This is a genomic window from Bradyrhizobium sp. CB1717, from assembly GCF_029714325.1.
Lineage (GTDB): Bacteria > Pseudomonadota > Alphaproteobacteria > Rhizobiales > Xanthobacteraceae > Bradyrhizobium.
The window spans coordinates 501457-526289 of sequence record NZ_CP121666.1; the positions used below are offsets into that span (position 1 = coordinate 501457).

Below are 24833 nucleotides of genomic sequence, written 5' to 3' on the forward strand. Positions count from 1 at the left end.
TGAGCAGAAGATTCGCTACTCCAATCGTGGCGGTTAGATATATTGTCGCGAATGCGATCAGCTCGTCGCTCCGCCTGCGCGTTGCTCGACAAGCTCGGTCGGGTGATCCTAGCTAGAGCGTTTCGTGGCGAACTGGTGCGGCTCGACTCTAGACTAACGACCAGCCCGCCGAGGTGTTGCTCGACCGGGTCAGGGCGACGCGGTCCTGTCGCATCTGCGGGCACATGGAAACAATCGCAGATCCGATTTTGGAGTACGGGATAACTGGTCCTCTCCCGGTATAAACCATTGATTGCACGGCCGTTGTTGCTAACTTATTGGCGTTCCTAGTATCTTTTGCAGATCAAGATCCAATTGGTGAATCGTGGAACTTTTGAATCAGCTCCTGCGCGAACTAGGGTTGGAAGCCAAGCTGGCCCAACTGAGCGTTCTCTGGTCCACCTACGCCGGCCAGCCGCGCACCTCTGTTATGGCGATTGGCTTCGCTCTCTTTGTTTTCACACTGTTCTTCGTCGTCTTCTTCCTTTTGAGGTCTATTCCTCTTCGTATTCGGCTCTGGCGCGTAGCATACCGGCTTCGCAATGCAGACCCTTTGACGTCCGACTTCAAAAAGATATTCGCGGCCGACCGCAAGCTTCTGCACCTCTGGAACGAGTATCGCCATACGCTCCATCCTCAGAAGGAATTTGATGCAGAAACGGCCACAGACAAAGTCGTAGCGCTACGCGCAACGTCTTCCGCTGAGCATTTCTTCAATAGCCAGACCGTCTATGAGACACGGTTACGGACTGAATTCTTCAAGCATCTCCCGGGCATCTGCACGGGCCTTGGAATCATCGGCACTTTCCTTGGCCTCATACAAGGACTTTCTGCTTTCAATGTATCCGAAAACATCCAAGAGGTCCGCAGCAGCATAGATGCGCTTCTGCATGGTGTTTATGAAGCATTCGAGGTCTCTGTTACTGCAATCATTCTCGCGATAGCCATCACTTTCGTCGAGAAGTGGATTGTTTCCAGTCTTAGTCATGCGACTGAGCTCATTGTCCAACGTTTGGACGCCATCTTCGAGAGTGGTGCAAACACGGAGTACCTTGAACGACTTGTTCGCTCATCCGAGGAGACGGCTAAGCAGTCTCGTATACTCAAAGATTCGCTGGTCGCAGACCTCAAGGAAGTCCTTTCTGAGCTGACCCGCAAGCAGATAGAGGCGGCGAACGCCCACGCATCTACCATTGGACCTCAAATTGCCTCCAGTTTAAAGCAGGAGCTTGCTGATCCACTTGCGAAAATTTCGGCTGCCGTCGCCCAGGTTAGCAACGACCAAAGTGGCGCTGTGACCAAGCTGCTTACAGACGTTCTCGCGAGCTTTAGCGAACAACTGAAAGGCCTGCTGCAAAGCCAAGCTACCGACATCACCAGACTCCAGCAGGAAGCCGCACAAGGACTCCGAGCCGCTGTCGACAAGATCGACGCCATGGTAGTCAAACTTGACGAGACCAGCAGCAAATCGACGACCCAGCTTACATCCAGCGTCGCAGACGCTATCACCAATATCCAAAAGCAATTGGCACAATTTGAGACCTCAACTGGCACCTCGACCAATACTCTGTCTAACAGTGCCGACCGACTTAGCTCCTCAATTGATAATTTCCTCGCTGCTGTTGGAGGCCTGATAAACGCGGTCTCTGCGATTGGTCAGACGAGTGACAACCTGATGCGATCTGCAGATCAGATCGCGACCGCCTCGTCCCGCCTTTCGGAAGTTTCCGCAGATTATAACACGACCCGAGCCTCGATCGCTGCCATGATCGGTGAACTGGGAGCAATTACCGAGGTGGCTAGACGGGACGCTACAGTCACGAGCGAAATCGTTGCCAGGATTGAAGCCTCCGCCAACAAATTGAATGAAGCTCAACTACATGCGCAGGAGTTTCTGGACCGGGTTTCCGATGTGCTGGAATCAACTCATCGAGAATTTGCAGAGAATATGAGGAAGACACTCGGTGAAGCCAACCGACAATTCTTCGACCAGCTTTCGCAAGCGACTGGGCTGCTTCGTACCGGCATTATGGAGCTGGAGACCACGCTGACAGCGCTTGATATCAGACAGAGCGCTTAATAGCCGAATATTTCTCATGTTTGAAAGCACATCACCGCGTCGAAGAGCGAGCCAAGATGACGCCGAGCGCCCATTTTGGATATCCTTCTCGGATCTGATGACAGCCTTGATGATCCTCTTCCTTGTCGTCATGTGCGTTGCAATGCTTTCCATTACACGCAAGGTAAGCGACAACGAGAGAAGAGGTTTGGACAGGGACGCCGAGATCGGCCGACTGCTCGATCTGCTCGAAACCAACATAACCGCCTGCGGCGACGCGCGCTTGGATAAAGAGCGGCGAATAATTGATTTTGGAACGCAAGCTTCTTTCGAATTCAAGAGTCATCGACTATCGGCTACGCAGGAAAAATATCTTCGTGCGTGCGTCCCACACATACTCTCGGCTGCTGATAGCGAACTTGGACGAAAGTGGATCAAGCGCATCGTCGTTGAAGGATATACTGACCAAGTTGGCGGATATCTCATCAACCTAAATTTGAGTCTTCAGAGGAGCCAACGAGTACTATGCACGTTACTAGGAAAAACCTACCCCGACGAACCAGAGTTCAGCGCGGAGAATCGCAAACGGATTCAACAACTCTTCTTGGTTGGCGGTTACTCATTCAACTCTGCCAAGCAGAATGCCGATGAGAGCCGACGCGTTGAGCTACGATTAGAGTTCCTGGGATTGAATGAGAAGTCCCAGTCGCCTCTCACAAGCGACCCTAGTACAGCCGATCCCGAAGCTACGTGTCCACTCGACCCGGCCGTTCCGCGGCTGCAAGCCCAGCCTCTACGTCCGACGATGCCGCCACCGCTGGCCACGACCCCTAGTCGCCAAGCGACGCCCTCTCCCTCTCCCTCCCCCTCTCCGTCAAACTCGCTTCTGCAGCGACTATTTCCGAGATGACGAACGTTTCGCAGCTGCGCAACTATCGCCGCTTCCTGCATTGACTGCCGCCGTCGTTCGGCAAGTGCTCTTCGAACTATTGCCAAGTCGGAAACAGAAGACGTTCTACGTCTAACAGCGAAGTCGGGTGTTCTTTGAGTAGGGTGCGGAGTCCGTCTCGATCGATTAACTGGACCTTATTCAGCTCGGCATGTCGCTTCGCGTTATCATTGAAGTAGGAGTTCGTCACGCAGACTCTTATAAAATTGACGCCCGGGTGCCTGCACCTGTAGGAAGCTTCCCCGGCTACGACATCCTTGATCGCATCCCAGCCCAATCGCGATTCTGGAACAGTTGAGCTCTTGCACTGAACGAGCTCGCCAGCGGAGCCGATGGCAACTACGTCAACACCATCGTCAAAGCTTGCTGGCGTTCTATACACGTATCCAAATCCCCTCCGTTGCCAGAGTGACGCAATCAGACACTCAAAATAGTCTGGCCGCATACTGGCAACATCATCGATCGTAAGGGATGTATCCGAGTGTAGTCGCGTGTCGCCGGGCGACAAGTTATTCAGATCGAAGTCGTGTGGGTTTATATCTCCTGCCCCATTTAGCATGTCGTCCGCGAGAGACCTCTTTGCAGTCAGCAAACGATCAAGCTGGACTTCGAAAGTGGTAAAATCATCGGCGTGGATGGTGGGATAGTAGACATACACGTCCTTCTCCTGTCCAATCCGATACGCGCGGTCCGTCGCTTGATCCTCTTTCGCCGGATTCCAGGTCCGCGTGAAATGAATCACATGGTTCGCTGCCTGGATATTGAGTCCAAACCCCACCGCAACAGGCGAAAGGATGATAACGCCGAACCCAGTCTTTTCCTGGAAAAACTTAATCCGCTTCTGTCGACTGGCGATATGAGAGGCGGCAGCAGTCGTATCGCCGTTAATGATATCTGCCGTGAGCCCGAACTCCTCCTCGATATAGTGTCGCAAAAGTCTCTGAATCACTCTGAATTCACAAAAGATAATGGCCTTTTCCTTCCTTTTCTGAATTGAGGCCAACGATCTAAGGAGCCAATCCAGCTTTGGCGATTTGGCCCGATAGTGCTTGATCGGCTCTGCCTGGAATTCATTTAACCCATACTTTCTGGGGTCAGTGCATACCAAGCGTAAATACTGAAGAAGAGTGAGGTGATTTCTGAAGGGATTTCCGTCCGCGTCGATCGAACGATTCTGAAAGCGATCAATTGCCTGAGAATAGAGGGTCCTCTGGTGAACTGAGATCGGGAGCCGTCTGCATCCCTCGTCGACGACCTTGAGCTTGAGATCCCTCGCTACGTCCCTCTTCAATCTGCGCAGAATCTGTGGTTCGACCTTCGCTCGAAGCTCTTCGATCCTCTGCCGCTCCTCGCCCGTTTGGGCCTCTATAGGACGTCGATATGTCTGCCCAAAGTCATTCAGAGCGCCCAACAGGCCAGGCTGCACGAAATCGAACAAGCACCAAAGGTCGGCAAGCGAATTTTCAACCGGGGTACCGGTGCAAGCGATCCTGAACTTAGCTGACTGTTTTTTGGCAGCTCGCGTCACCAAAGCATTAGGGTTCTTGATCTTCTGCGCTTCGTCGCAGACCATAATGGACCACTGCTGGGTGGCAAAAGAGAACTCCAGATCTCGCAACGTCTCATACGTGGTCAGCACAATCCGCGACCTTCCAACCCAGCCTGGCTTCAGAAACTTAACCAGCCCTTCTTCCTGAAGCTTTAGGTCGACTCGCTCTCGAGGTACTCGTATTCTTGCAAGCTCGGATCCGTAGGCCATCAGCAGGATTGACGGCTCGACGTCAAAGAATTTGACTAGTTCATCCTTCCAGTTCTCGAGGAGGGCGACAGGCGCAACAATAAGAACGGGGTCAAGGAAGGAGTCTCGATCGAGGGCATCGAGAGCAAGAGCAAGTAGTTGGAGCGTTTTCCCTAGCCCCATGTCATCTGCTAGAATCACTCCGCGGCAAAGATCAGGAGCTTTGCTTAAGCGATACTGAAGCCAAGCGAGCCCGTCCATCTGATGCTGCTTCAGCTCAATCGAGCCCTTCAACGCTCTGGGGAGTCGAGGTTCAACAATCGCATCCTGCATCAGATCGCGCCGAACCTCCTCGTAGTCGATCGTAAGTATGTTCGACCGAAGTAGAAGTACCTTTTTAGGCCCCGACTTCTCGTCCCGCTTGGCTGCTTTATCAGGATCGAACGATTTCGCGGCGATCTCGGAGGAGACGTTGGCAAATGTGGCTAACAGCGCTTCGGCGTCGGCTATTTTGATCGACCCGCCCAGTTCCTTAAGCTCGATCTCCGCATTTTCGTCGTGCCGCGCCTTCTCAATCTGATTTCCTATCCGCTCTGCAAGCTCCTTCGTAAATGGTACGGCGATCGGTTCGTTTGCTCCGTCCGGAGTCCAGGCAATTAACGGCACGACATTATCTGGTATCCACCCCTCGCCCTCGACCTTCTTGGCAATGAAAGGCGAATGATACGGCTTGTCGACCCCGATGCCCTCGATCCGCCGATAGTAGTTCGACAAATCATAAACGCTCGAATGATCGACCAGCCATCTCGGCTTTTGGAGCTCATCCAAGGCCTGCTGAAGATTATCGAGCTGCAGGGCCGTATCGCCCAGCAATTCAAACTCATATCCCTTCCACGCGAACACCTGCATTCCGCCAGCAATCCGAGATCGCGCCTGCCCAATGAAGGAAGACAGCTCCTCGGCGCTCGCGAAATCTCGAATTTCGCTACGGGGATTGCCCGCTATCAGGCTTTCAATGACTAAACTCACGCACGTTGGCGCGCCGGTCGGATCGCGTTCGATCTTCGCAATGAAATGGTCGAACGCAATTCCTGCGGCTGCTTTGGCCTCCTCGATCTGGTCGGGATCGAGCACTTTAACGGCATCATCACCGAGAGCGCTAAACGGATTCGACAAGAATGCTTCAGCCCGCGCACCTACTACTCTTCGACCTGGAAACTGCTTGATCTCCTGCAAGACTGTGCGAACGGCCGGCGTTATGACGACTTGAACAATGCCGCTGTCCGTGGGGATGTCGTATCGCTTTGGAACGCTTGAAAGCCGATCAAATTGATCAATCCATCCCTTCGGCGCTTCTTGGAATTGCGGTTCGACTTCTACTAGTTTTGCTCCTCCGATGTCACTTCTTCTGAGCTTCAAGTCGAGTTTCTCAGGAGTTAGGACAACCGTCCCAAATAGAAATGCATCCAACCCTGCCTTTGCGTCCATCGCGCGCTTGCGTATTTCACCCCAAGCCTGTCGGTGAAAGTCAGGATTGCGATCTTGGGCTGAACGCTTGGCAAACTCCACGACCCTACGTGTAAGATCCCAACTTTCGTACGACAGGAGGGCTGTCTGTCCCTGATACGTAACCAAGCCACCCTGCCGTTTTAGATCGGTTAGCCTGCGACCTTCTTTGTCGCGCCAGCCCGTAATCCTGATAGTGAAGTCCGCGTCCGCAAGCGATTGAGAGCTTTCAAGAATCGGGGCGATCTCGTCTCGCCGCGGGATTCCTAGAATGTTAGTGACGTCGCTGTATTCTGGGCGGCTCAGGGCTGAATACAGGCATGGCCAGGGAATCGTCCAACAATCTGTCTCGCTAACGGCAATAGCATCATCTTCCAATTGCTCAAGGAGCGGAATGCAAGCAGGGTCCAATGGATGAGCAGCGATTCCATCGCCATCAGCTAGGGAAGAGTTTTCTCTTTTGACAACGATTGACGCTTCGCCGAACCCTATGAACAGCTGCCCTGTCCCCCTCCGGAAGCGATTGCCCAGCCAGCTGACCATCACGAAACCTTGCGCCACCATCCGCGGCTTTGACGAAACTGGAAACCCCAGGTTCGCAATTGCTGGGCAACATTCCCTTCAGCCTCATGGCTCTCAACCCAGAGATTTCCGCTTACTTCCGTCAAATCTCGAACCTTTATATTGCGGCTCTTACAAAAGGCCTCCAAGGCCCCGCGTGAATATGAAAGCAAGGGTGGCGCTGACTGTTGCGTAGTGCTGGACGGCGCTGCTCTCAATCGACCATCATTTGATGACCGTCGTGTTCCAGAGCTGCTGCCTATGAGCTCACTAAGAATCCCACGAAACTTTCCTTCCCATGGCTCGGAAGCTCCATCTACGTGCAACAGGCGATGCAGGCAGTCCTGGCTTTTTAGTTCAGTGCGATCGCCCGAAATGGATCTTTGATTCAGATTAAATGGAGCTCGATCTTTCTCGAAGACGAAGCAGGCATTTCCCTTAGCTCCGAACTCCACGACCGTGAACCTCCCAATCTGCATGATGAATGCATTGTTATGTGCAGAGCCACCGTTTAGCAGCTCTAGAACGCGGCCGGTCATTTTCTTCCGTAGCTCGGCTAAATCTCGCGACAAGCTCGCCTGAGCAGTTCTGCCCAACGCAAAGTACATGTCATCGATCTTGTCATGATAAGATCGCCAAAACTTCAGCCGGCGCCTATCATTGGTGCCGTCCTCAGCGAGGACGCTAAAGAATTGCTGAATGAACTCCAGCTTAAGCCAATCGACTATCATTTGGCGCGCAGACGCAGATAGCGCAAACCAGCGGCCACTGTTCGAAGGAAGCCAAGGAATGCCCCAGAACTTCACTGCGAAATCACTCAGGGCAAGATTTTGTGTTCGCTCGGAGCAGTCGGCATACCGCTCGAGGATGAGTCTAAGGCCAGAATTTAGCACCTGACCATTTTCCTGCAGCAAGCCCAAGAGATGCGGAAGGCCAGCCCTAAACTCATCATCCGGGGCTTTCGCCGCATGCTCAATTCGATCGATCAAATATCGATTCTGAATCCAGGATCGCTTTGAAATATCGAGCTGAGAACATACGGATCGAAACTCTGCATCGGCCGTCTCAGCTGTAGAATAACGCTTCGTCGGCTCATTCGAGAGCAAGTTGACGTGCTGACGAAGCGTCTTAATCCAATCAGGTACGTAAGCCGTTCCCTCAAGACAGCCAATCTCATTCAGCAAAAAAGCCTGCAAGCTTTCAAACTGAGGCTTCACTGGTGCAAACCGTGTGCTGTCGCCGAAATCATAGTTGAAGTAGCTAGATAGAAGTCCCCTATAGCACCTTCGAAGCAGGCGAGGGCGATCCCGCAACTTGGCGACGAGATCCAAAAGCCTGTGAAAGAGGTTCTTCTTGTCCCCCAAGCCGGGAACTGTGTCGCCAGTGCCGTTCAGGCAACCGAACGTTATCAACTGAAGATCGCGAAACGATACTTTATCGTTGGGAGATCCCACGAAACGCCTAATAGCGGTTGCAATGATATCGTCAGGTGGTGCGTTGGTGCCCTCGGCATCATTGAGCCATTTTCTGAGAGTGCCAACTTCGCGCTCTAGCTGACGCAAATCAAACGTCAGGCCGCCAAAGGCGGTGTCGTTGATCTGCCGCATCCTCTGACTGAGGCTAGACAGTCGCGAAGCCATGCCCCCCTTGCCCGTCGGCATTTTGTCTTCTCGAATCTAGGTTCTTCAGCGGCCAAAGTGTCTTCCGATGCCGCTCTAAATTGAAAGACATGTTAATAACACATATAGGCGTTCACAACCAGCACGTTCATTTGTACTGTAGCAGCCACAAAATTTTCAAGGTGGGCATACCTAAGGAAACGGCATCCGTTCGGATTATTTCTGCTGTTCGCTTGGCTGGTTGCTCGAGGGAGCGGCGCTTTTGCCGGCATTTGCCAATCCGGATCTCCTTGAGGGGCCGTAAGTAGTGTCGAAGAGGTGCGTCTCGTCAACGGTCTTTGCGCACTGAAAGAACCTGGAGAAGCGGCGGCGCATGGCTAGGCCAGCGATAAGCTCAACTACTTCGCCTTTGGGTTGGATCGAAATATCGGACACAGCCCTGCAGCGTTTGCGTAGCGAACTAGAGCAGAAGGGGCAAGGGGTCGTTGACGAGATGGGGGTCCTTGCGATCCACGCGGGCTACGCAGACTATTTTTTTCCCGGCACATCGGTGCTTCAGACTCGCCCGCGATACTTGTTCTTCGCTTGTTGGAATTTTCTATGGCTAGCTCGGCAACGGGGAGTGAGCGCGACGAACTTACTTAAAAGGAAGGATGAGGCCGAGCTGTGGGTGACCGGCCAACTCGTGGCCACAAGGAAACGAATCTCAGCTTTGAACGAGCCCACGGCTAGTGTGGACGGAATCATAGGCATTCAAGTCTTTGATGAGGAGCCGCCTCGGGTTCCAGCGCAGCGCGTCGACTTCATCTATTGGACAGCTATGCGTCGATGGGGCTTCTACCGCAGCCGTATCGCTCAAGAACGAGCACGTCTATTTAATCGCTGGCGTGGATCAGCAATTGGCCGCGTGGGTGATGATATAGGCGAGACCGCCGATGACGTAATTCGCGAAGAAAGGCTCGCGGAGTTCCTTGTTCCAGAAGCGCCGTCGGGGTGGCAAAGCGAAGATGGAGAGGGCCTCGACTTTGAGTTGAAGGGCGCTGAAGCCGTTTGGCTGCGGGATCGACTTCTGTCGATCGAAGATGTGGCAGAGGGGCCGTGCCTACTCGCGAAGGCTGCGGAGTTGTGCGTGGAGTCGCCGCCTCAATTGGAGCCCTCCTCGATTCGCTTGTGGGACGACGTCTTGATTCGACAATCGGCCAAGTCAGCGATGCAGCTTGATCGTCTCGAGAGAGCAAGACAAGCGTCTTACCTCAGCCACTACGTTCGCGCGATTTACGCCGCGCTTGTTGAATGGGTCGTAGAGACTACGGCATCACCGCGCCGCGATCTCCCGCTCAGGTATTATCGAGAGTTACTCGGTGACCTCGCCGAAGACCGAGCAATGCGCGATGTCGCCCTAGCGCTCTCGTTGCATTCGCTCTTCGCTGATGTGCCGCGAATTCCCGGTGCTTTGCAGAAATGCCTTCACCATGTCCAAGTTGGTCTCCGGAAGGTGGCGGGTGGTGAAAAGGCCGAAGCAGTCTTTATGAATAACGTGACACACCGGCTCTTCGAGCTCGTCGAGCGACGTCGAAAGGGGGGTCGTGCTCGGTTGTCCCGAACGGAGCAAGGTGCGGCGCGCCGCATTGGCTTTGATCGAAATACTATCAATGTATACGACCTCGACTACCGCTGGGGCCAAGTCCGCTCCTTGCTCGCGGATCTCCACCGTGGCTTAACCCGCGCATGATGCAGTCCACCATCGGCCTTTTGGAGAAGCTGCGTCCGCCAACGGGATTTAAGACCGTGGCTGCGCTTGGCACAACTTATTCAGCAGACCTTCTCGCCTGTATGGCCGTTCTGACGACAATGGATGGTAGCGATACAGAGCAACTTTGCTATGGCCGGGTTGAGGCCTACCGTGCTCTCGATCGTCTCCGCGACAAGGTCCGCATTTGCTATCACGCCGGCCGCCTTAGCCGCCGTGACGGCCAAAAATACCCATCCTTGGCGCTACTCGATCGTATAGTGGCGCCTATCCGCCTCTCAGGACGAAGATCGTTTCATCCCAAGGTCTGGTTGGTACGTCAAATCGATAATATGAGCAGGGAACGCTTCGTTCTCGTGGTGAGCTCTCGCAATATCACCACCTCAATGGACTGGGATCTTGGCATTGCTCTAGAGGGTAGTTTGGAGGGTGGCGGCGTGACCTTGCCGCGCGTTCGCGCCTTTGCCGAGCATGTCTTGGGGCTAGCAGGTGAGGTCGATAGGCTCAGCACCCTAGGTAAGCTAGATGATGTTCGATGGAGATTACCGCCGCATGTCCGACAGCTAGCTTTCGATTTTCAGGCAGGTGGCGCCGACTCACAACAGTTGCACAGTGAGTGGGGCACATTCACAGCCAAGCCTTCGCGCGTACTGCTTTTGTCGCCGTTCATCGACGAGCGGATGGTTGAGGAAGCGGCGGCGCGGTGGCGTCATGTCCGGACCCGGCGCCTTATCGCTGGTAGGGAAGGCCTCAGATCCGTCGCGCTCGGACCCAAGCGACGGGCGCTGCAGGTGCTCGAGCCGCGCGAAATGGTAGCTGCCTCCGAGGCAGCAGATCCTCCGGAAGCAGAGGCAGGCGAAACGAGCGAATACGAAATTGAGCAAGTTCGTGCGCTTCATGCAAAGGTCATCGCAATTGAAGATGGTCGGCGTGCAACAGTAATTGTCGGGAGCAATAATCTCACGGGCCCTGGCTGGTGCGGCGGTAACACCGAGGCGTATGTTCGGTTAGTTGGTGATGCCTCAATCTGCGATGCGCTTTGGGACTGGGCCGGCGCGCAGGCGCAAGTCTTTGACTTCCCAGAGCTTGGAACGCCCCAATCCCCGCCTGACATTCTTGAACAGATGAGAAGTAAACTCCATGCTGTACTTTTTCGACTGGAGGATCCTGGGGCAGGAGCTCCGTCCCGCCTCGTAATGCTAGATCCACCGAAGCTCCAGCTACCTGAAGGTGTTCGAATGGAGGTGGCGCGTTACACCACACCCCGCGATGCCGTGTCTTTTCCCAGTGATAGTAGCACCGTAAGCATTCCCGCTTGCACACCCGCACTGCGAACCTGCTTTGTCGTCTGCACGCTCCGTTGCGGTGACGACGAGACGGCCTGGATCGCCGCGGCTACCCTGGACCCGCCCCTCGGTGATGAGAGAGATCGTGAGCTCGCGGCGCAATTGCTTGGTCTTCGCGAGTTTCTTGCATACCTCCAGTCGCTGCGGTCCGACGAGACCATTCTCGGAATCGTCGAAGGGGACTCGAGAGATAATAACACGGGGGAGCCTCCGCGAGATCCCCAAGCTAGGCTAGTCGATAGCGTGAGCCTTGAAGGACTGCTGAGGCAGCTCGTCGCCGATCCAGAGGCCTTTCACGAGATGGACCTTACGGTCATCCGCTATGGCGAGTTGATAAAAATGGGCCAGCTCTCCCGTAACGAGCGGGAGTTACTTGCCGACTTTCTCAAGGCGTGGGGTGTGATTCGGGAGGCATTCAGCCGATGATCCGTTCGCGGCTAAGGCCGCCTCAAATGGGGCGCAAGCCGTTTCAGGAGGCGACGGTTCTGCATGCGGTTGCTCAACTTCGCGATCACCTTGGATCGCGACGCTTTCTCATTGCCGACGAAGTGGGGCTTGGCAAGACGTTGGTCGCCCAGGGCATTCTGCAGCACCTGGCGAATGGCTCAGGTCCATTCAACGTCTTCTACGTCTGCTCTAGTCTTACAATTGCAAACCAGAATCGGGATAGCTTGCTTGAGGTCTTGCCACCTGCGGACCGAGAAAGCGCGTCGGTAAAGGTAGATCGGCCAACGCTACTCCCCTGGGCCGATCCACCCGTTAGCAACGCCTTTACACTGTTCACGTTGACGCCGGGTACACTTCCCATAAAGGGCTCGTCGCGTGGCCGTGTCGACGAACGCGCCGCCATTTGGTGTCTCCTTCGCGAAGGACTATCCGAAGCCGGTGGTACTCTCCGGTTGCTCGAAGAGCGTCTCAAGTTGGTCCAGGAAGAAACCTGGCGTTCGGCGGTCGATATCCGGAGTCAAGGCGTGATGTCGCGCCGCATAAAGGATCTCGCCAAGCCTTTCATAGCTGAGGTGCGCACACTCCTGCAGCTCATCGGCGCAGGAGATCGAGCGGTCGCAGATGCCTTGATCCACCGGCTTGATGGGAAGTCGCAGCTTCCAACGATCCAGAGTCTCCGTCAGCGCCTAGGGCGCCTCGGGCTCGCCACGATGAAGCCAGACCTCGTAATTCTTGACGAGTTCCAGCGATTTTTCGAATTGCTCGAGCCGTTCCGCGGGACAAAGGAGTTCGAAAGGCAGGCCGCTGCCGTGGAGGCCGACGAAGAGCCTGACGATGATGATGAGGACGCCCATAGCCTACTCAAACTTCTGCTTGGCGCGAGAAGCGACCATGCGGCTCCGGCAATCCTACTCATGTCGGCGACGCCATATCGTCCACCGGCCGGAGGCATTGATGGAGCAGGTATGCGTCACTACGAGCAGTTCTTTAGACTGCTGGAGTTCCTTTATGGGCAGCAAGCGAAAACACAAGTGCCCGAACTCCGTACGCTTTTCCGTCGTTACGGCATCCTCCTCCGTGAAGCTGCCCCAGGGAATGAAGAGGTTCTTCGGCTGCGTGACGACATTCAGGCTCGCTTGTTTCGAGTGATTGCACGCACCGAGCGCGCGGGTCTTCTGGGCGGGAAGGCCGACGTGACTTCGCCTGAGCGGCGGCCGGTAGAGCTTCGTACCGATGACGTCCGCGTCTACCGCCACCTATGGGATTCGGCCAGCGAGCACGATCGGAGCGCGGTAACTCCCTACTGGAGCTCAATTCCCTATCCCCTTCAGATGATGGACCAGCGATATTTGCTTCGGAAGCGCGCGACGCCGGCGCCTATCGATAGGATTGCTGCAAGCCCATTGGTGCTCCGCGCGCGGCAAGTACGTCACTATGAGCAACTTACACCGCCTCACCCCCGGATGCGGGCTTTGTTCTCCGGACTAGGTGATACGATGCTCGGATTGCCGTGGCTGCCGCCGTCGCTGCCATGGTGGCCGCTGGGAGCGCCATTTAAAGATGCCGTCGAAGCAGCGCCATCCGGTGGGCTCTCGAAGATCCTGCTGTTTTCTCGTTTTCGCGCGGTACCCCGTGCGGTCGCATCACTCGTTAGCTTCGACTCGGAACGTCGCGTCTATGCAGAGGCTCGCAGTCGAGGCAGAAGCTACGATTATCAGGCCCGTCGCCGCGGCGGTGGCGAAGAGGAAGTGGCGCTGGAGCCCGGACTTGAGGCGTTGCCTGCGCCGTCTTTCACCTGGCGGCGACGAGAGACTGGTGAGCGCGAGTTCGACCATCTCTTGCTGAGTCTTTTTGTTCCCGCTCCCCGGCTCGGGGAGATTGGAGACCCGCAGCGGATTGTCGGCTTTGCGCGTGGTAATCTTCGCCGTAGCGAGGCGCTAGACTCAATCGAAAGGAAACTTAGCGCTCTACTAGCCGAACGTTCAGGTGGCAATGTTCGCGTGATTGAAGGCGGGCGCACAGGTCAGGCATGGCGCGCTTTGCTTCGCCTCGAACGCGCCAACGGTGTGACGTGGCCGGATTTTAGAGACGCCCTCAAAGATTGGTCTGACAAGACAAAAAATCAGGGAGCAAAAGCAGTCGTTCGTGCCTGGCTACGTGAGGCCCAAGATATTGGCTCCTTGGTATCATCGCCGTTGACGATCACGCAGGGAGATCTCGAGGAATTGGCGGAGCTTGCGCTTGTGGGTCCCGGCGTCGTTCTGCATCGTGCCGCTGAACGTGTGTTCGGAAGTGCCTGTGACGGGAACCTCCGAATGCGACGTTCGGTAGAAATCGCGCTCGGTTCGCTCCGGAGCTACCTCGACGAGCCAGAATTCCATCTGACTCTCGCAAGGGGTGATCGCTCAAAACCCAATCATCCCGAAGGCGTGCGCAGGGCGATCTGGCATGGTAATCTCGAAGCCGCACTTGATGAATACTTCGCGGTACAGGCGGGGCTTGGCAAGCTGGCCATTAACATCGACCCGGGGCGGGAAGGGAAGGCGCTCGACGCGTTGGAGCAAGCACTCGCCATTCGGGTTTCGAGTATTCGGGTCCAGAACCTTGAGACTTCAGAAGCGTTTGGGCTGCGCTGCCACTCTGCCATGCCTTTCGGGCTCACGCCCGACCAAGACGAGCAGCGTGACGAAAGCGGTACGGAGACTCGTCCGGATGCACTTCGCCATGCGTTCAACTCGCCGTTCCGCCCTTTCGTATTGGCGACAACATCGATTGGTCAGGAAGGGTTAGACTTTCACGTCTACTGCGACCAGCTTGTTCACTGGGATCTGCCTACTTCGCCCGTAGATCTGGAACAGCGCGATGGACGGGTAAACCGTTATGGCGGACTTTCGATCCGAAAAGCTCTGGTTCGGCGGCACAACGACCGAACGGCACAAATCCCCATCGAGGGCAGCCCCTGGCTTGTCTTGACAGGTGAGCTGGAAGAGACCTGCGAGGGCATGGCCCCGTGGTGGGGTACAGATGGAGCGGTGATCAATCGAACAGTGTTTCTACCACCGCTCTCTAAGCAAGCAGGCGAGTTGGATCGCCTGCTTGCCTCTCTATCTCACTATCGCCTTACGCTCGGGCAATCAGACCCTGAACATCTCCTTCGCGCTCTCCATCGCCGGATTGAGGGCGCTGACAGCGAGGAAGAGCGGGCCGCACTTCACAAGTGGCTTCGAGAAATCCGGATCGATCTATCACCAGTCCGAAGGAACAGTGCGACGGACATTAGCATAAAATTAGCGTCGGCGGCAGATTAGCCGTTTCCTTCCTCCCTCACAGCCCCAGCTTGCTCCACCCCTCTCTTCGCTCGGCGACTTCCATGGAGTATATGTAGAGGGCCTTGTTCTGAAGGAAACTGAGGCGTCCTTCAGCGAGTTGTTCCTTGTACTTCTGTTCCGATACGGCCTCACGAATGATGTGTCGCACCTTCTGCACACCAAGCGACAGAAGTTCCTGCGTGAAATCAGTCTCCACGCTAATTGTCTTCCCGTATGCCTCGAGCCACACTGGCAACTGTCGGTGGTTCAATACGCCCTGCACAAGCAGCGCCCACAATAGGTTCTTGGCGCGGGGCACATACCAATAGCCCTTTGCGGACTCGTCGATCTCCTTTGCGATCTTGGGCAATCGGTACTGGATCTTGTAAGCAAGTAGAATTCGACGAGCATCAGTCTTCAAATACCTTTCAGCGAAGCACGCTCGGTACTGACTTTCAGTCTCGAACATGTCGTTAAGGCGTGACATCCGATCCACTTCGCCTTGCGCAGCAAGAAAAGTCTTGGCTAATCGCTTCATCTCAATCGCGCGGCTCTGGGTCGGATCGAAGCCTTGCTCGATCATCTCCTCCTCCGACAAACTTGCGAAAAGCTTTTCTTGTCGCTCGTAGAGCAAGCCGTTAAGTTCGTCGCGAAACTTGTCCTGAAGCTCGAGCTGAATCGGGTCGCTTGCGCGCAGGTTGGCGGGTTCAACCGAATTCTGTCGGTTGGTGTTGATGGTTACCGCGGTGATAAAGGGCTGCTGGGCTCGCGTCACAATCTTGGCGAGCACCTTGATAGCATCCAAGCGGTCGGCATGCTCAGCTGGAGCCTTTTCGAAATCGTAGCTCTCAATGAATCTTGCGAAGCTGGTGATCGTTTGAGCGCCATTGAGAACGCGAGGCTCCGTGATGTGGGCTCGTTCGCCTTGAATATCGAGCTGCTCGGCCGAAATGGTTATACCGTTATGGTTGAAAACGAAGGCGGAGGCAGACGACTTACCCTCTACAACATCCGCGAACGCTGCCCGGATTTTTTTGTTGATTGGTCCGTCGGGATCGAGGCCAGCGCGGATGTTTCGCTCGAACAGCCGTTGACCCATTTCACGAAACATCTTGTAAAGGTCGACAATACCGACAAAGCCGACGTGCAATTGCTCTTCGGCCTCGGTCTTGCTGGTGATCACGTGTGGTAGCCCAAGCTCATATCGATGTGTGCTGCGCGTATGGCTTCCAACACGGGGCCCCCGTGCTTCGTTAGAGATGAACTGGAACGTAAGGGTGACGTTGCGCCCATCAAAGCGCCGGTCTATCAAGTGTTTCTTTGATTCCAGATCCTCCCGCAGCGCGTCGAGCGTCGCACTCTGGTCAGCATCAGACGGATCACCATTGTAGACAAAGTGGATGAGAACCTTATCGATTACGGCATGATCCTCGTGCAGTCGGTCACGGAGTTCTGCCAAAAGAAGCCCAGGCGCCTCGGGGGCGGGGCCAAAGATGCGCTCCATACCCTCACGTGCCAAATGCCGCAGCGGCTCTTTGAAGGACTGTTGCTGCGCGGACCACTGGAACTGATAAAGGTAGAGGTTCCGACGATTGGGGTCGACGTGAAAGGCATTTACGCCCTCTGTCGCGTCTTTTCCGAAAGCAATATGACGGGCCACTTGCTCGGGGATTCTATCAAATTCGCGCGTTAAATAGAGCAGTGCAAAGTAATCTTCCCTTCTGCCACCATACTGTGTCTTGTATAGTTCATATGCTTGGTCAAGATCGCGATTTGTGATGCCCATGTATTTTGAACCCGCCGAAATCTATCTCTGGAATTGCCCTCGCGAAAGCTACCTGGATCGGCTGGCGCAATACAGCCTAAGAACGCACGTCGATCCCAGAAACTCAATCTGAGAGGACGATTGATGGTTCTTACTACTCAACGGTTTGTTCGAGAGTGAAGGCGCCAGTTTTCGTGTCAACGTGGGTCACTCGCATAACTAGCTTTTGCTGGGGATAACAGTCGGCAATCCGACGTGTCTGACCTTTCTCTTCCTTGGGGTTAGCGACGATTACTCTGACTATGCCATTGCAGTTGTCGCGAGCCCACGTCAGATCCTCCATGAAGAAGCGATAGCCGGGGTCGTCGGTCCAATCACCCCGTTCGGATCTCGAATATACGAATTGGCCAGCTAAGCCTCTAAACTCGTCCTTCCAAAGAGTTACAACAACGGTTTTCCCATCCGCCGATCTACCTGACCAACTCCAGTTCGCATTGCGCGGCTTAACGCCATAAGTTTTGAAGGCCTCTGTGTGGGTTATCTTGCTCACCAATGTTTTCCTCCTGATTTTGTTTGATCATATCGCCCTCGAAGACCGAGATGGGTGCTTGGGTTCACGGGGATCGTTTCGAGTACCGAGGCCGATCGTTTGGAACTGCTGAGCTCGGCGCATGAGTGTGGGCTCATTGATCGGTGACGAGTTAACTCAAGCTCATACTGAAGGGTGAGGGTCCTAGCCGGTGGTTAGGACGCGACCGATTGAAAAAACCGAGACAAACTGTCCCGATGTTCGATGGCTGCCAGCTTCTTCCGCGGTGAAGCGCGACACAGCATGGTCTCTCACAATCCGGCCGACGTCCTTTGCGTCATCAGCGTAAAGAGAATGCTTGGCTTTGAGGCCGCTGCTTACGCTGGGTACATTACCTTCGTTGCAAACCTGGAATTCAATTTTTCCTCCCGCGGCACATATTTCGTTGATTAGGGCTGACTTGGATTGATATCCAATCCGGCCGATGGTGTATTCTGCAACCAGCAACAGGCGGGAATAGTCCTCGTGCCTCGGGGGTGCCAGTTTCACGAAATCCTTCAGCAATCTTGAGTCGTTTTGCTTCTTTAGATACTTGAATTCAACAAGCAGCCTTTGTCCCTTGCTCTCAGCCAACAGGTCGAAGTTAATCGTTCCATGTTTGGCATCATTCACGTCGTACCACTCTCCCTGAAGCTTCCATCGATCCGCACCGTGATGACGGATAAAAAACTCTCCCACAGGAACCATTAGCAAGGCTTCCGCAAAGAGACTCTGTTCAAATCCTAAGCTTGCTTTCTCGGCGAGCCACTCGGCGGTAGCCTTTGCGAGCGCAGCAGCTAGTTCTTGAATATCGACTCTATCCATCTAATCCACCCGTGGTGCGAAGACCGCTGAACGACTCGTTAAATCTCAAAGGGATTGCCGAAGTAGGGCCGTTTGGGGTTGGTTTAAGCAGCGGATCCCCATCCCGGCCGCTCGCAACGTCGTCTATACTTATCATGCGGCCCTTCCGGCTGGGGAGGCCGTCTTCAAGAAAAGCCACAAGCATGGATACTGAATTTACCCGGAAGGAGCTATACGATCTCGTGTGGTCTCAACCCATGAGGACCATGGCAGCTAGCCTCGGCATCTCCGACGTTGCCCTCGCAAAGCACTGCAAGAAGGCTGACATTCCTGTGCCGGAACGAGGATACTGGGCGAGGAAACAAGCTGGAAAACCGACCGTACAAATCGCGTTGCCTCCTCGTTTTCCGGGGGCTTCTGATCGTGTCGGTGCATCACCGGGCAACAACAATTGGGGTTCGGATTGGGCAGAAAAATTCGAAGAAGTAGCCATTCCGCCAGTCCCCACTTTCGATGAGGACATGCCTTCCGTTCAGCAGCGCGTCAGAAAGTTGGTGGGTCAGGTGCGCTGTAGGCGCGCATTCGCGCCTGCACATCCGCTCGTGGCGAAACTACTTTCGCATGACGATGAGCGACGAAAGGATTTTACGAAATGGCGTTCCGATTACTACGCGCCAAGATACGACGCCGGAATCGAACGGAGGCGTCTACTGATGATTAATGCGCTCTTTCTCGCCGCTGCTCGCCTTGGGTGCCGGCCATCAATGAGCACCTCTAAGTATGGACAAGATGCTAGCAGCGAAAGGGATATCTGTATCACGATCGGCCGATCCCATGTGCACTTTACTATCGAACCGATAAAATCGAGAAAGGAGGGCCAAAAAGAGCGTTTGCGTCTTGCTTTCGGCACGGCGCGTGTTCGAGCGAACGCAAACAAATTTTGGGAAGATGGCGACGAAAGCCCGCTTGAAGACCAGCTAACGGGTATCTTCGTCGAAATGCTCGTCAGCGCGGAAGTTTCTTACCGCAATGGTCTCATCCGCCATAGAGAATGGGTCATTGGGCGAAAAGCCGATGCCGAAGCTGAACTCAAGCGACGACGGGACGAGGCCGAGCGCAGAGCACGGGAGCTTAAGGAGAGGCTAGAGAGGGAACGGATTCGACGTTTGCTGTTTCAGGCCAAGGCGCTGGATCGCGCCAACCAGATACGGACTTACGTGGAGTCGGCCCGCTTGCGGTTTGCCGAGGTAGCGATGACAGAGGCAGAATTCGAAAAATGGGCGAGTTGGGCGCTACAGGAAGCGGATCGCATAGATCCGTTGAAGAATGGTGCGATTGCGCAAGCTCTTGAGGAGCCTTGTCACGGAAGCTGAGTTGAGGGACGTATAGCCTCGTCTGTTTGAACCGGCCCATGGCAGTACTGGAGCAATATCAAAAAGGCTTCTCGGTGCGAGGAGACGCCCGTCCAAGTCGGTTCGACTTGCTCATCGTTCGAATGCGATCGATTATGACGCCTTCCGCTCACCTTCCGCCGAGCTTTCCAGCAGAGGCATATCGAGGCTAGGGATCTCAGGCATCGCCTTGCCGGCAATCGCTTGCAAATCTCCGACCATGCCGACGGTGGACTCGATCACGGCGACGATCTGCGTCTCACGCTTTGCCCACTGCCGGCCCATGAACTTTCTTTCACGGTCGAGATCTTCTCGCATATCGTTAAATTTCTCGACGACAGCTTCCACCCGCTGGCGGAATTTCGTGCCAGTCAGATAATGATAAACTTGCTCCATCTTGGTCTGTTGTCCTTGCTGGACCAGGCGCGAGCTGTTGACGTCTATCAGAGTCTGACGAAGCGCGACGGCAACTGGCACCGCACAACGTGGATGGGTCACCCACACGCCGTCGACCAAGTCAAAGTGTTCGACATGCTTCGGGAGTGCGTGAGAAATGATAAGTGCAACATCTGCCCCGCAGCGGCGTTGATCGTCGCGCAGCTTTGCTAGCCACCCATCGCTCCAAGCTTTGGTGCGCTTGGATTCCCAGAGAATTATGCCAGCAGACTGACCGATAGAACCATTAACCTGTTGGACGACATCGGCGCCCAACTCGCCCTTGCCGACGGGCTCAACGAGATCTGTAGGAAAACGCGCGCGAAGAAGCTCCTCGAGCTCCAGCTCGAGCACCTCGCCTTGAGACTGCTGGGACCCTTGCTCGGCCTTGCGTTTGAGCTCCTCGATCGTGCGCGCCATCGATTCAATGGTCTGATCTTTCTCGAGCACTCGGAGGCGCGCGGCCTCGTCCGCTTCCTGCTTTGCTCTTGTGCGGATTTCGTCGATTGAGGCCTGTACACGCTTTTCGATTGTCAGGTCGAGCTCGCGCTTTTCTTCATCAAGGGCGCGTTGCTTGCGTATCAGCTCGGCTTGCGCTTGTTGCGCCTCCGCCAGCTTGATATTGTTGGCTTCCAAGGACCGACGGAGTTCTGCAGCTTCCGACGTCTTGGCCAGCAACTCGGCCGCGGCGGCTTCGCGCGCCTTCGTCGCTTCGATGGTGGCTATCTGGTTTCGTTCGGCCGCGAGCCGCTCTGCAACCCGATCTTCAATCTGCTCGCGCGCCTTGGCGAGTTGCTCGCGCTCCTGGCGCATCGTCTCCAATTTTTGGAAGACCTCAGCATCCTTTCTGGCGAGCTGTTCGTGGAAGTGCCGCCGTGTTTCCTCGATAAGGGGGGCGGCGAGCGACTCCGTCAGCCGGATCTCATGATTGCAGTTTGGACAGCAAAGAGTGGGTTCGCTCGCAATTGCCGCTGCGGCTGCTCTAACGTTCATTTGCCCTCTCTCCTTTGCCGCTCTGTGATGCCCCGAATCAGGATCGGGCCAATTCCGCTTCTGTGTAGAGTACTGCGGCTCTAGCGCGAGTTCCGCACGTTCGACGCGTACATTGGTGATCTGAACGGGCTTTTCCACCGAAAGCAAATTGAGCTGCCACGGCGGCCGCTCGAAGAGGCCGCAAGTGGATCTCGCTGCCGCAGAGTGCCTAGACGCATTTGGCGACTGCCTCTGCATGCGCAAACAAATTGAGGCGCAAGAGGTCCTCTTGCCGCGGCCACGAGCCTTCCATCAGCTCATGGCTGAGCACGACAATCGCAAGGCACTGTGCACGGCTGACAGCGACGTTGAATCGATTGCGGTTGAACAGAAATTCCGTACCTCTGGGCGCGTCTTCACCTCGAGAGGTGGTCATCGATAAGATGCTGACGGCTGCTTGCTGGCCTTGAAACTTGTCGACGGTACCGACTTTGGTGCCAGCCGGCAGCCGCCGCTTGAGCAAATTGACCTGCATGTTGTAAGGCGCGACGACCAGGATGTCGGCCATGGACAATGGAGTTGTTGACGTCGGATGCCTTTGTACGTGGTGCCTCAACAGGTCTTGGATCAGCGCTGCGATTGCGTCAGCCTCTTGAGATGACGATTGTGTGCACCCTTCGTGTTGCACGCCGAAGAGGGTGATCCCGGCCGGCTGGAGCGCGCGATGCGCTCCAGGTGACAGGATGAGCTGACGAGCTTTGGCCTCAGCATGCGCTGTCAAACGACCATCATAGATGGCATCCGATATGAAAGTGCAGAGCGTTGGATGAAGCCGCCGGCTTTCATTCAAGAGGATACCGCGGTCAGGCGGAACGGTCGCTTTGTCCTGCAAGAGATATTCGAGCGATGAGAGCCCGCTTTCGCCAGGGTGCACTCCTTGCACAGGCTGAGCTAGTTGCATTTGATCGCCCACCAGCACGAGGTTTCGAGCCGCAGACCCCATGGCAACGATGTTGCCCAGCGACACTTGGCCTGCCTCATCGACGATCAAATAGTCGAATTGTTGCCTCTGATCGTCGCGGCAGAAATGGAAGGCGGTACCGCCGACCAGCTGGAATGCACGACCAATGTGCTTGGAATCGAATACGGTTCGGACATTTCGGCTATTGAAATGACTATCCGGCTCGTCGTTGCGGCCTTTCTTGGCACCTGAGAAGGTGAGCCTTACCGGGACTGCCCGCTTTTCGATCTCCTCAAGCACGTTGTTGATAGCCTTGTGCGAATTCGATGCCACGCCAACACGAAAGCCCTTGCTCAACAGGAGCGCCGCGATTTCGGCAGCGGTATAGGTTTTTCCGGTGCCAGGCGGTCCTTGAATAAAGATATAGCTGTTGTCGAGGTCCAGAACTGCTCTTGTAGCCGCGGCTCCGGCCGGCTCACCGACATCCTGAAGCGGAAGGCCAGCCGCGCGGCCTTTGAGCCTTGGCGCACGCCGTTCGAGCAAATGCATGACAGCCGTATCGCTTTCAAGGGCACCGGCTGCAAAGCGTTCTGCGAACGCCATGACCGCCTCGGGTAGATCACGCTGATTAAGTGGCGTCGACAAAAGGCTGAAGCGGTCTGGAAAGCCTCCGGCCTTAGTGCCGCGCCGAAGAACTATGAATCCGTCTTCCGGCATCAGGTCGACGATCGTCCCGGCAGGAGCCAAGGTTTCGGCAATCTTTGGGGTGCCTCCAGTACGCAGCTTCGTATCTTGCGGGGGGAAACGAAAAGTGGTTTCAACGGATCTCTTGTCCAGCACCGGTGGAGATGACGGATCGGGTACGAGGTCGCCGAGGCTTTCCGGGTCATCGACGAGTTCGTCTTCCGACCAACTTTGACGTTCGAAGACAGACCACCAGCCGGGTTTTTGTGCCCTCTGGTGAAACCAGAGCAGTTCCGCCACGAGCTCCCGCAGGTCAGCATTTCCTGAAGCGCTCGCACGCACCCGCCTCGCGAGATCCCGCTTCGCTGCTTCGCGCGCTTTCCGCGCGGCACTCTGTTCGGGTTTGTCATCGGCTTCGTCAACGACCCGGTAATCAACGCCTGGGGGACGCATGTCTTCGAGCCAATCGCGGAGCTGCGCGGTGGAGACGCAGTCTTCCTTGTTGTAATATGCAATCGATTCGAGAATTGCAGCTTCGCCCGTCAGCCGCCACTTTTCGTACTCCACGATGCTATCTGCCGCGGTGGTCACGTCGCCGGCGCGCTTGCCGCGGTAAATCTGCTCAAGGTCTTTCAGCGAGTAGCCTTCCGTTGATGCGCGGATCGCTTGACGGACCACCCGGTAGAGGTCGACGAAGCGGCGCTCGTACAGCATTGTGTCGAGCTCGGCCTCCATGGTGGCGTATCGCATCGCTAGGCGCTTGAGCGCGGTCAGTTCATAAGCAGCGTAGTGGTAGATGTGGGCGTCGGGATATTTGGCGATGTGCCTAACGAAGCGTCGCATGAGCGCCTCGAAAGCCGCCTTCTCTTCTGCATGGTTGTGAGCCCACGAGACATGAAATGTATCCGGCGCGCTATCGTCGAGCGGTCCGACTACGCCAAAGAGATACTCAAGGCCCTCTTCATACAGCGCATCGCCTTCGAGATCGAAGAAGAGGTCGCCTGGATCTGGCGGCGGCAACAGGTAAAAACCGCGGCCAGGAACGGTCGGCAGGATCTCCAGATGTGGCTTGCCATCGGCACGCGCGCGCAACTGTAGAGAGGCTTGGGCCGCAAGCTTTGCGACTGTATCGGCGCCCATGCCCGCCACCTTCACATCCGGTTGCACAGCGGCAAGTTCCGCAAGTGTCTTGACCCCAGCTTCTTCGAGCTTGAGGACCTGCGCCCCGCTGACGCCTGCGACGAAGAAGGGGCTATCGGCCGCGCGCCATTCCGCCTCGCAGTTGGGCTTGAAGTCGCATTGGGCGCAGGCGGCGCATGGAATGGCGCGCGTAGTGCGGGTCTCGGCGGCGCAGAACGCCTCGAAGCGGCGCATGAGGCGGCGCAGGATCTGCCGCGTCTGCGCGAGATCGAACGATACCGGACCGCCGCAAGCAACGTGCAGGGTGCCCCGGGCAACGGGCATGGCGTGTGTTGCGGCCAGAAGTTCGGCGTAGATGCCGAGCTGAAGGACGTGTTCGACTTTGGCTTTGTGGGCGAGCTTGGCGTCTTCCGGCTCGTAGACAAACGCGCCGCCAGTTACAGGCTTCCGCACCAGAAAGTCTGGAAACCCGATCCAGTCGCCGTGGATCAGCGCGCCCTGATAGATGAGCGGCGCTTTAGCCGCGACGGCGGCACGCGTTGCCGCGTCGCGCTCGCTCGCCGGTGCCGACCCGGAAATATGGACGGCTTTCCCATATTGCGTTTCAAGGTGGGCGAGAACCTTGGCTTCGTGCTCGAAGCCCTTGGTGCGGATCAGGTCTATGGTAGCGTCGGGCGCCGGTGCTTTGGCGCCCGCAAGCCATAGCGCCGCCTGGTGCGGGCAGCCGAGATAATCGTTCAGGCGCGAGGGTGACAGCGGTGTTTTCATGGAGGCGAATCAACCAGCGACCT

At 55.7% G+C, this 24833-nt stretch carries 12 protein-coding genes; 5 read left to right on the forward strand and 7 right to left on the reverse strand.

Annotated elements, in window-relative coordinates:
* Window positions 1-364: 364 nt before the first annotated feature.
* Window positions 365-2119 carry a MotA/TolQ/ExbB proton channel family protein gene (locus QA649_RS02395; protein WP_283022792.1) on the forward strand — a complete coding sequence of 585 codons (1755 nt, stop codon included), beginning with the start codon at window positions 365-367 and terminating at the stop codon, window positions 2117-2119.
* A gap of 31 nt (window positions 2120-2150) precedes the next feature.
* Here the strand turns inward: QA649_RS02395 and QA649_RS02400 are convergent, their stop codons facing one another.
* The 3 genes from QA649_RS02400 to QA649_RS02410 all read right to left on the reverse strand — a co-directional run bounded on the left by QA649_RS02400 (window position 2151) and on the right by QA649_RS02410 (window position 8513).
* Window positions 2151-2444, reverse strand: coding sequence for a hypothetical protein (locus QA649_RS02400; protein WP_283022793.1), 294 nt, complete (start codon window positions 2442-2444; stop codon window positions 2151-2153).
* A 640-nt stretch (window positions 2445-3084) separates the two neighbouring features.
* Window positions 3085-6855 carry an SNF2-related protein gene (locus tag QA649_RS02405; RefSeq protein ID WP_283022794.1) on the reverse strand — a complete coding sequence of 1257 codons (3771 nt, stop codon included), beginning with the start codon at window positions 6853-6855 and terminating at the stop codon, window positions 3085-3087.
* Complete coding sequence (locus tag QA649_RS02410) at window positions 6834-8513, reverse strand: EH signature domain-containing protein (protein ID WP_283022795.1); 1680 nt, start codon at window positions 8511-8513, stop codon at window positions 6834-6836. The genes QA649_RS02405 and QA649_RS02410 overlap by 22 nt, the downstream gene beginning before the upstream one ends.
* 580 nt (window positions 8514-9093) lie before the next feature.
* Here QA649_RS02410 and QA649_RS02415 point away from each other — a divergent pair.
* From QA649_RS02415 to QA649_RS02425, 3 genes are read left to right on the forward strand one after another with little or no spacing between them, the layout of a single operon-like run.
* Window positions 9094-10203: a hypothetical protein gene (locus QA649_RS02415; protein WP_283022796.1), complete on the forward strand. Its 1110-nt coding sequence runs from the start codon at window positions 9094-9096 to the stop codon at window positions 10201-10203.
* On the forward strand, window positions 10200-11993 hold the full coding sequence (locus tag QA649_RS02420) for a hypothetical protein (RefSeq protein WP_283022797.1): 1794 nt from the start codon (window positions 10200-10202) through the stop codon (window positions 11991-11993). The genes QA649_RS02415 and QA649_RS02420 overlap by 4 nt, the downstream gene beginning before the upstream one ends.
* Before the next feature lie 26 nt (window positions 11994-12019).
* Window positions 12020-15322, forward strand: a complete 3303-nt coding sequence (locus tag QA649_RS02425; protein ID WP_283022798.1) for a helicase-related protein — start codon at window positions 12020-12022, stop codon at window positions 15320-15322.
* Window positions 15323-15338: 16 nt separating this feature from the next.
* Here the strand turns inward: QA649_RS02425 and QA649_RS02430 are convergent, their stop codons facing one another.
* Window positions 15339-17108 (reverse strand): AIPR family protein, encoded by a 1770-nt coding sequence (locus QA649_RS02430; RefSeq protein ID WP_283022799.1) that lies wholly within the window; start codon window positions 17106-17108, stop codon window positions 15339-15341.
* Window positions 17109-17820: 712 nt separating this feature from the next.
* Complete coding sequence (locus QA649_RS02435; protein ID WP_283022800.1) at window positions 17821-18480, reverse strand: hypothetical protein; 660 nt, start codon at window positions 18478-18480, stop codon at window positions 17821-17823.
* 182 nt (window positions 18481-18662) lie between these two features.
* Here QA649_RS02435 and QA649_RS02440 point away from each other — a divergent pair, with 182 nt between their 5' ends.
* Window positions 18663-19832: a hypothetical protein gene (locus QA649_RS02440; RefSeq protein WP_283022801.1), complete on the forward strand. Its 1170-nt coding sequence runs from the start codon at window positions 18663-18665 to the stop codon at window positions 19830-19832.
* Between the two features lie 132 nt (window positions 19833-19964).
* On the opposite strand, the gene QA649_RS02445 is transcribed toward QA649_RS02440, so the two are convergent.
* Together QA649_RS02445 and QA649_RS02450 are read right to left on the reverse strand one after the other, a co-directional pair.
* A complete protein-coding gene (locus QA649_RS02445; protein ID WP_283022802.1) occupies window positions 19965-21278 on the reverse strand; it encodes a DUF2130 domain-containing protein in 1314 nt (437 codons plus the stop codon).
* Window positions 21279-21486: 208 nt separating this feature from the next.
* The gene (locus tag QA649_RS02450) at window positions 21487-24810 is read right to left on the reverse strand and encodes a TM0106 family RecB-like putative nuclease (RefSeq protein ID WP_283022803.1); all 3324 of its coding nucleotides are present in this window, start codon (window positions 24808-24810) and stop codon (window positions 21487-21489) included.
* Window positions 24811-24833: the final 23 nt, after the last annotated feature.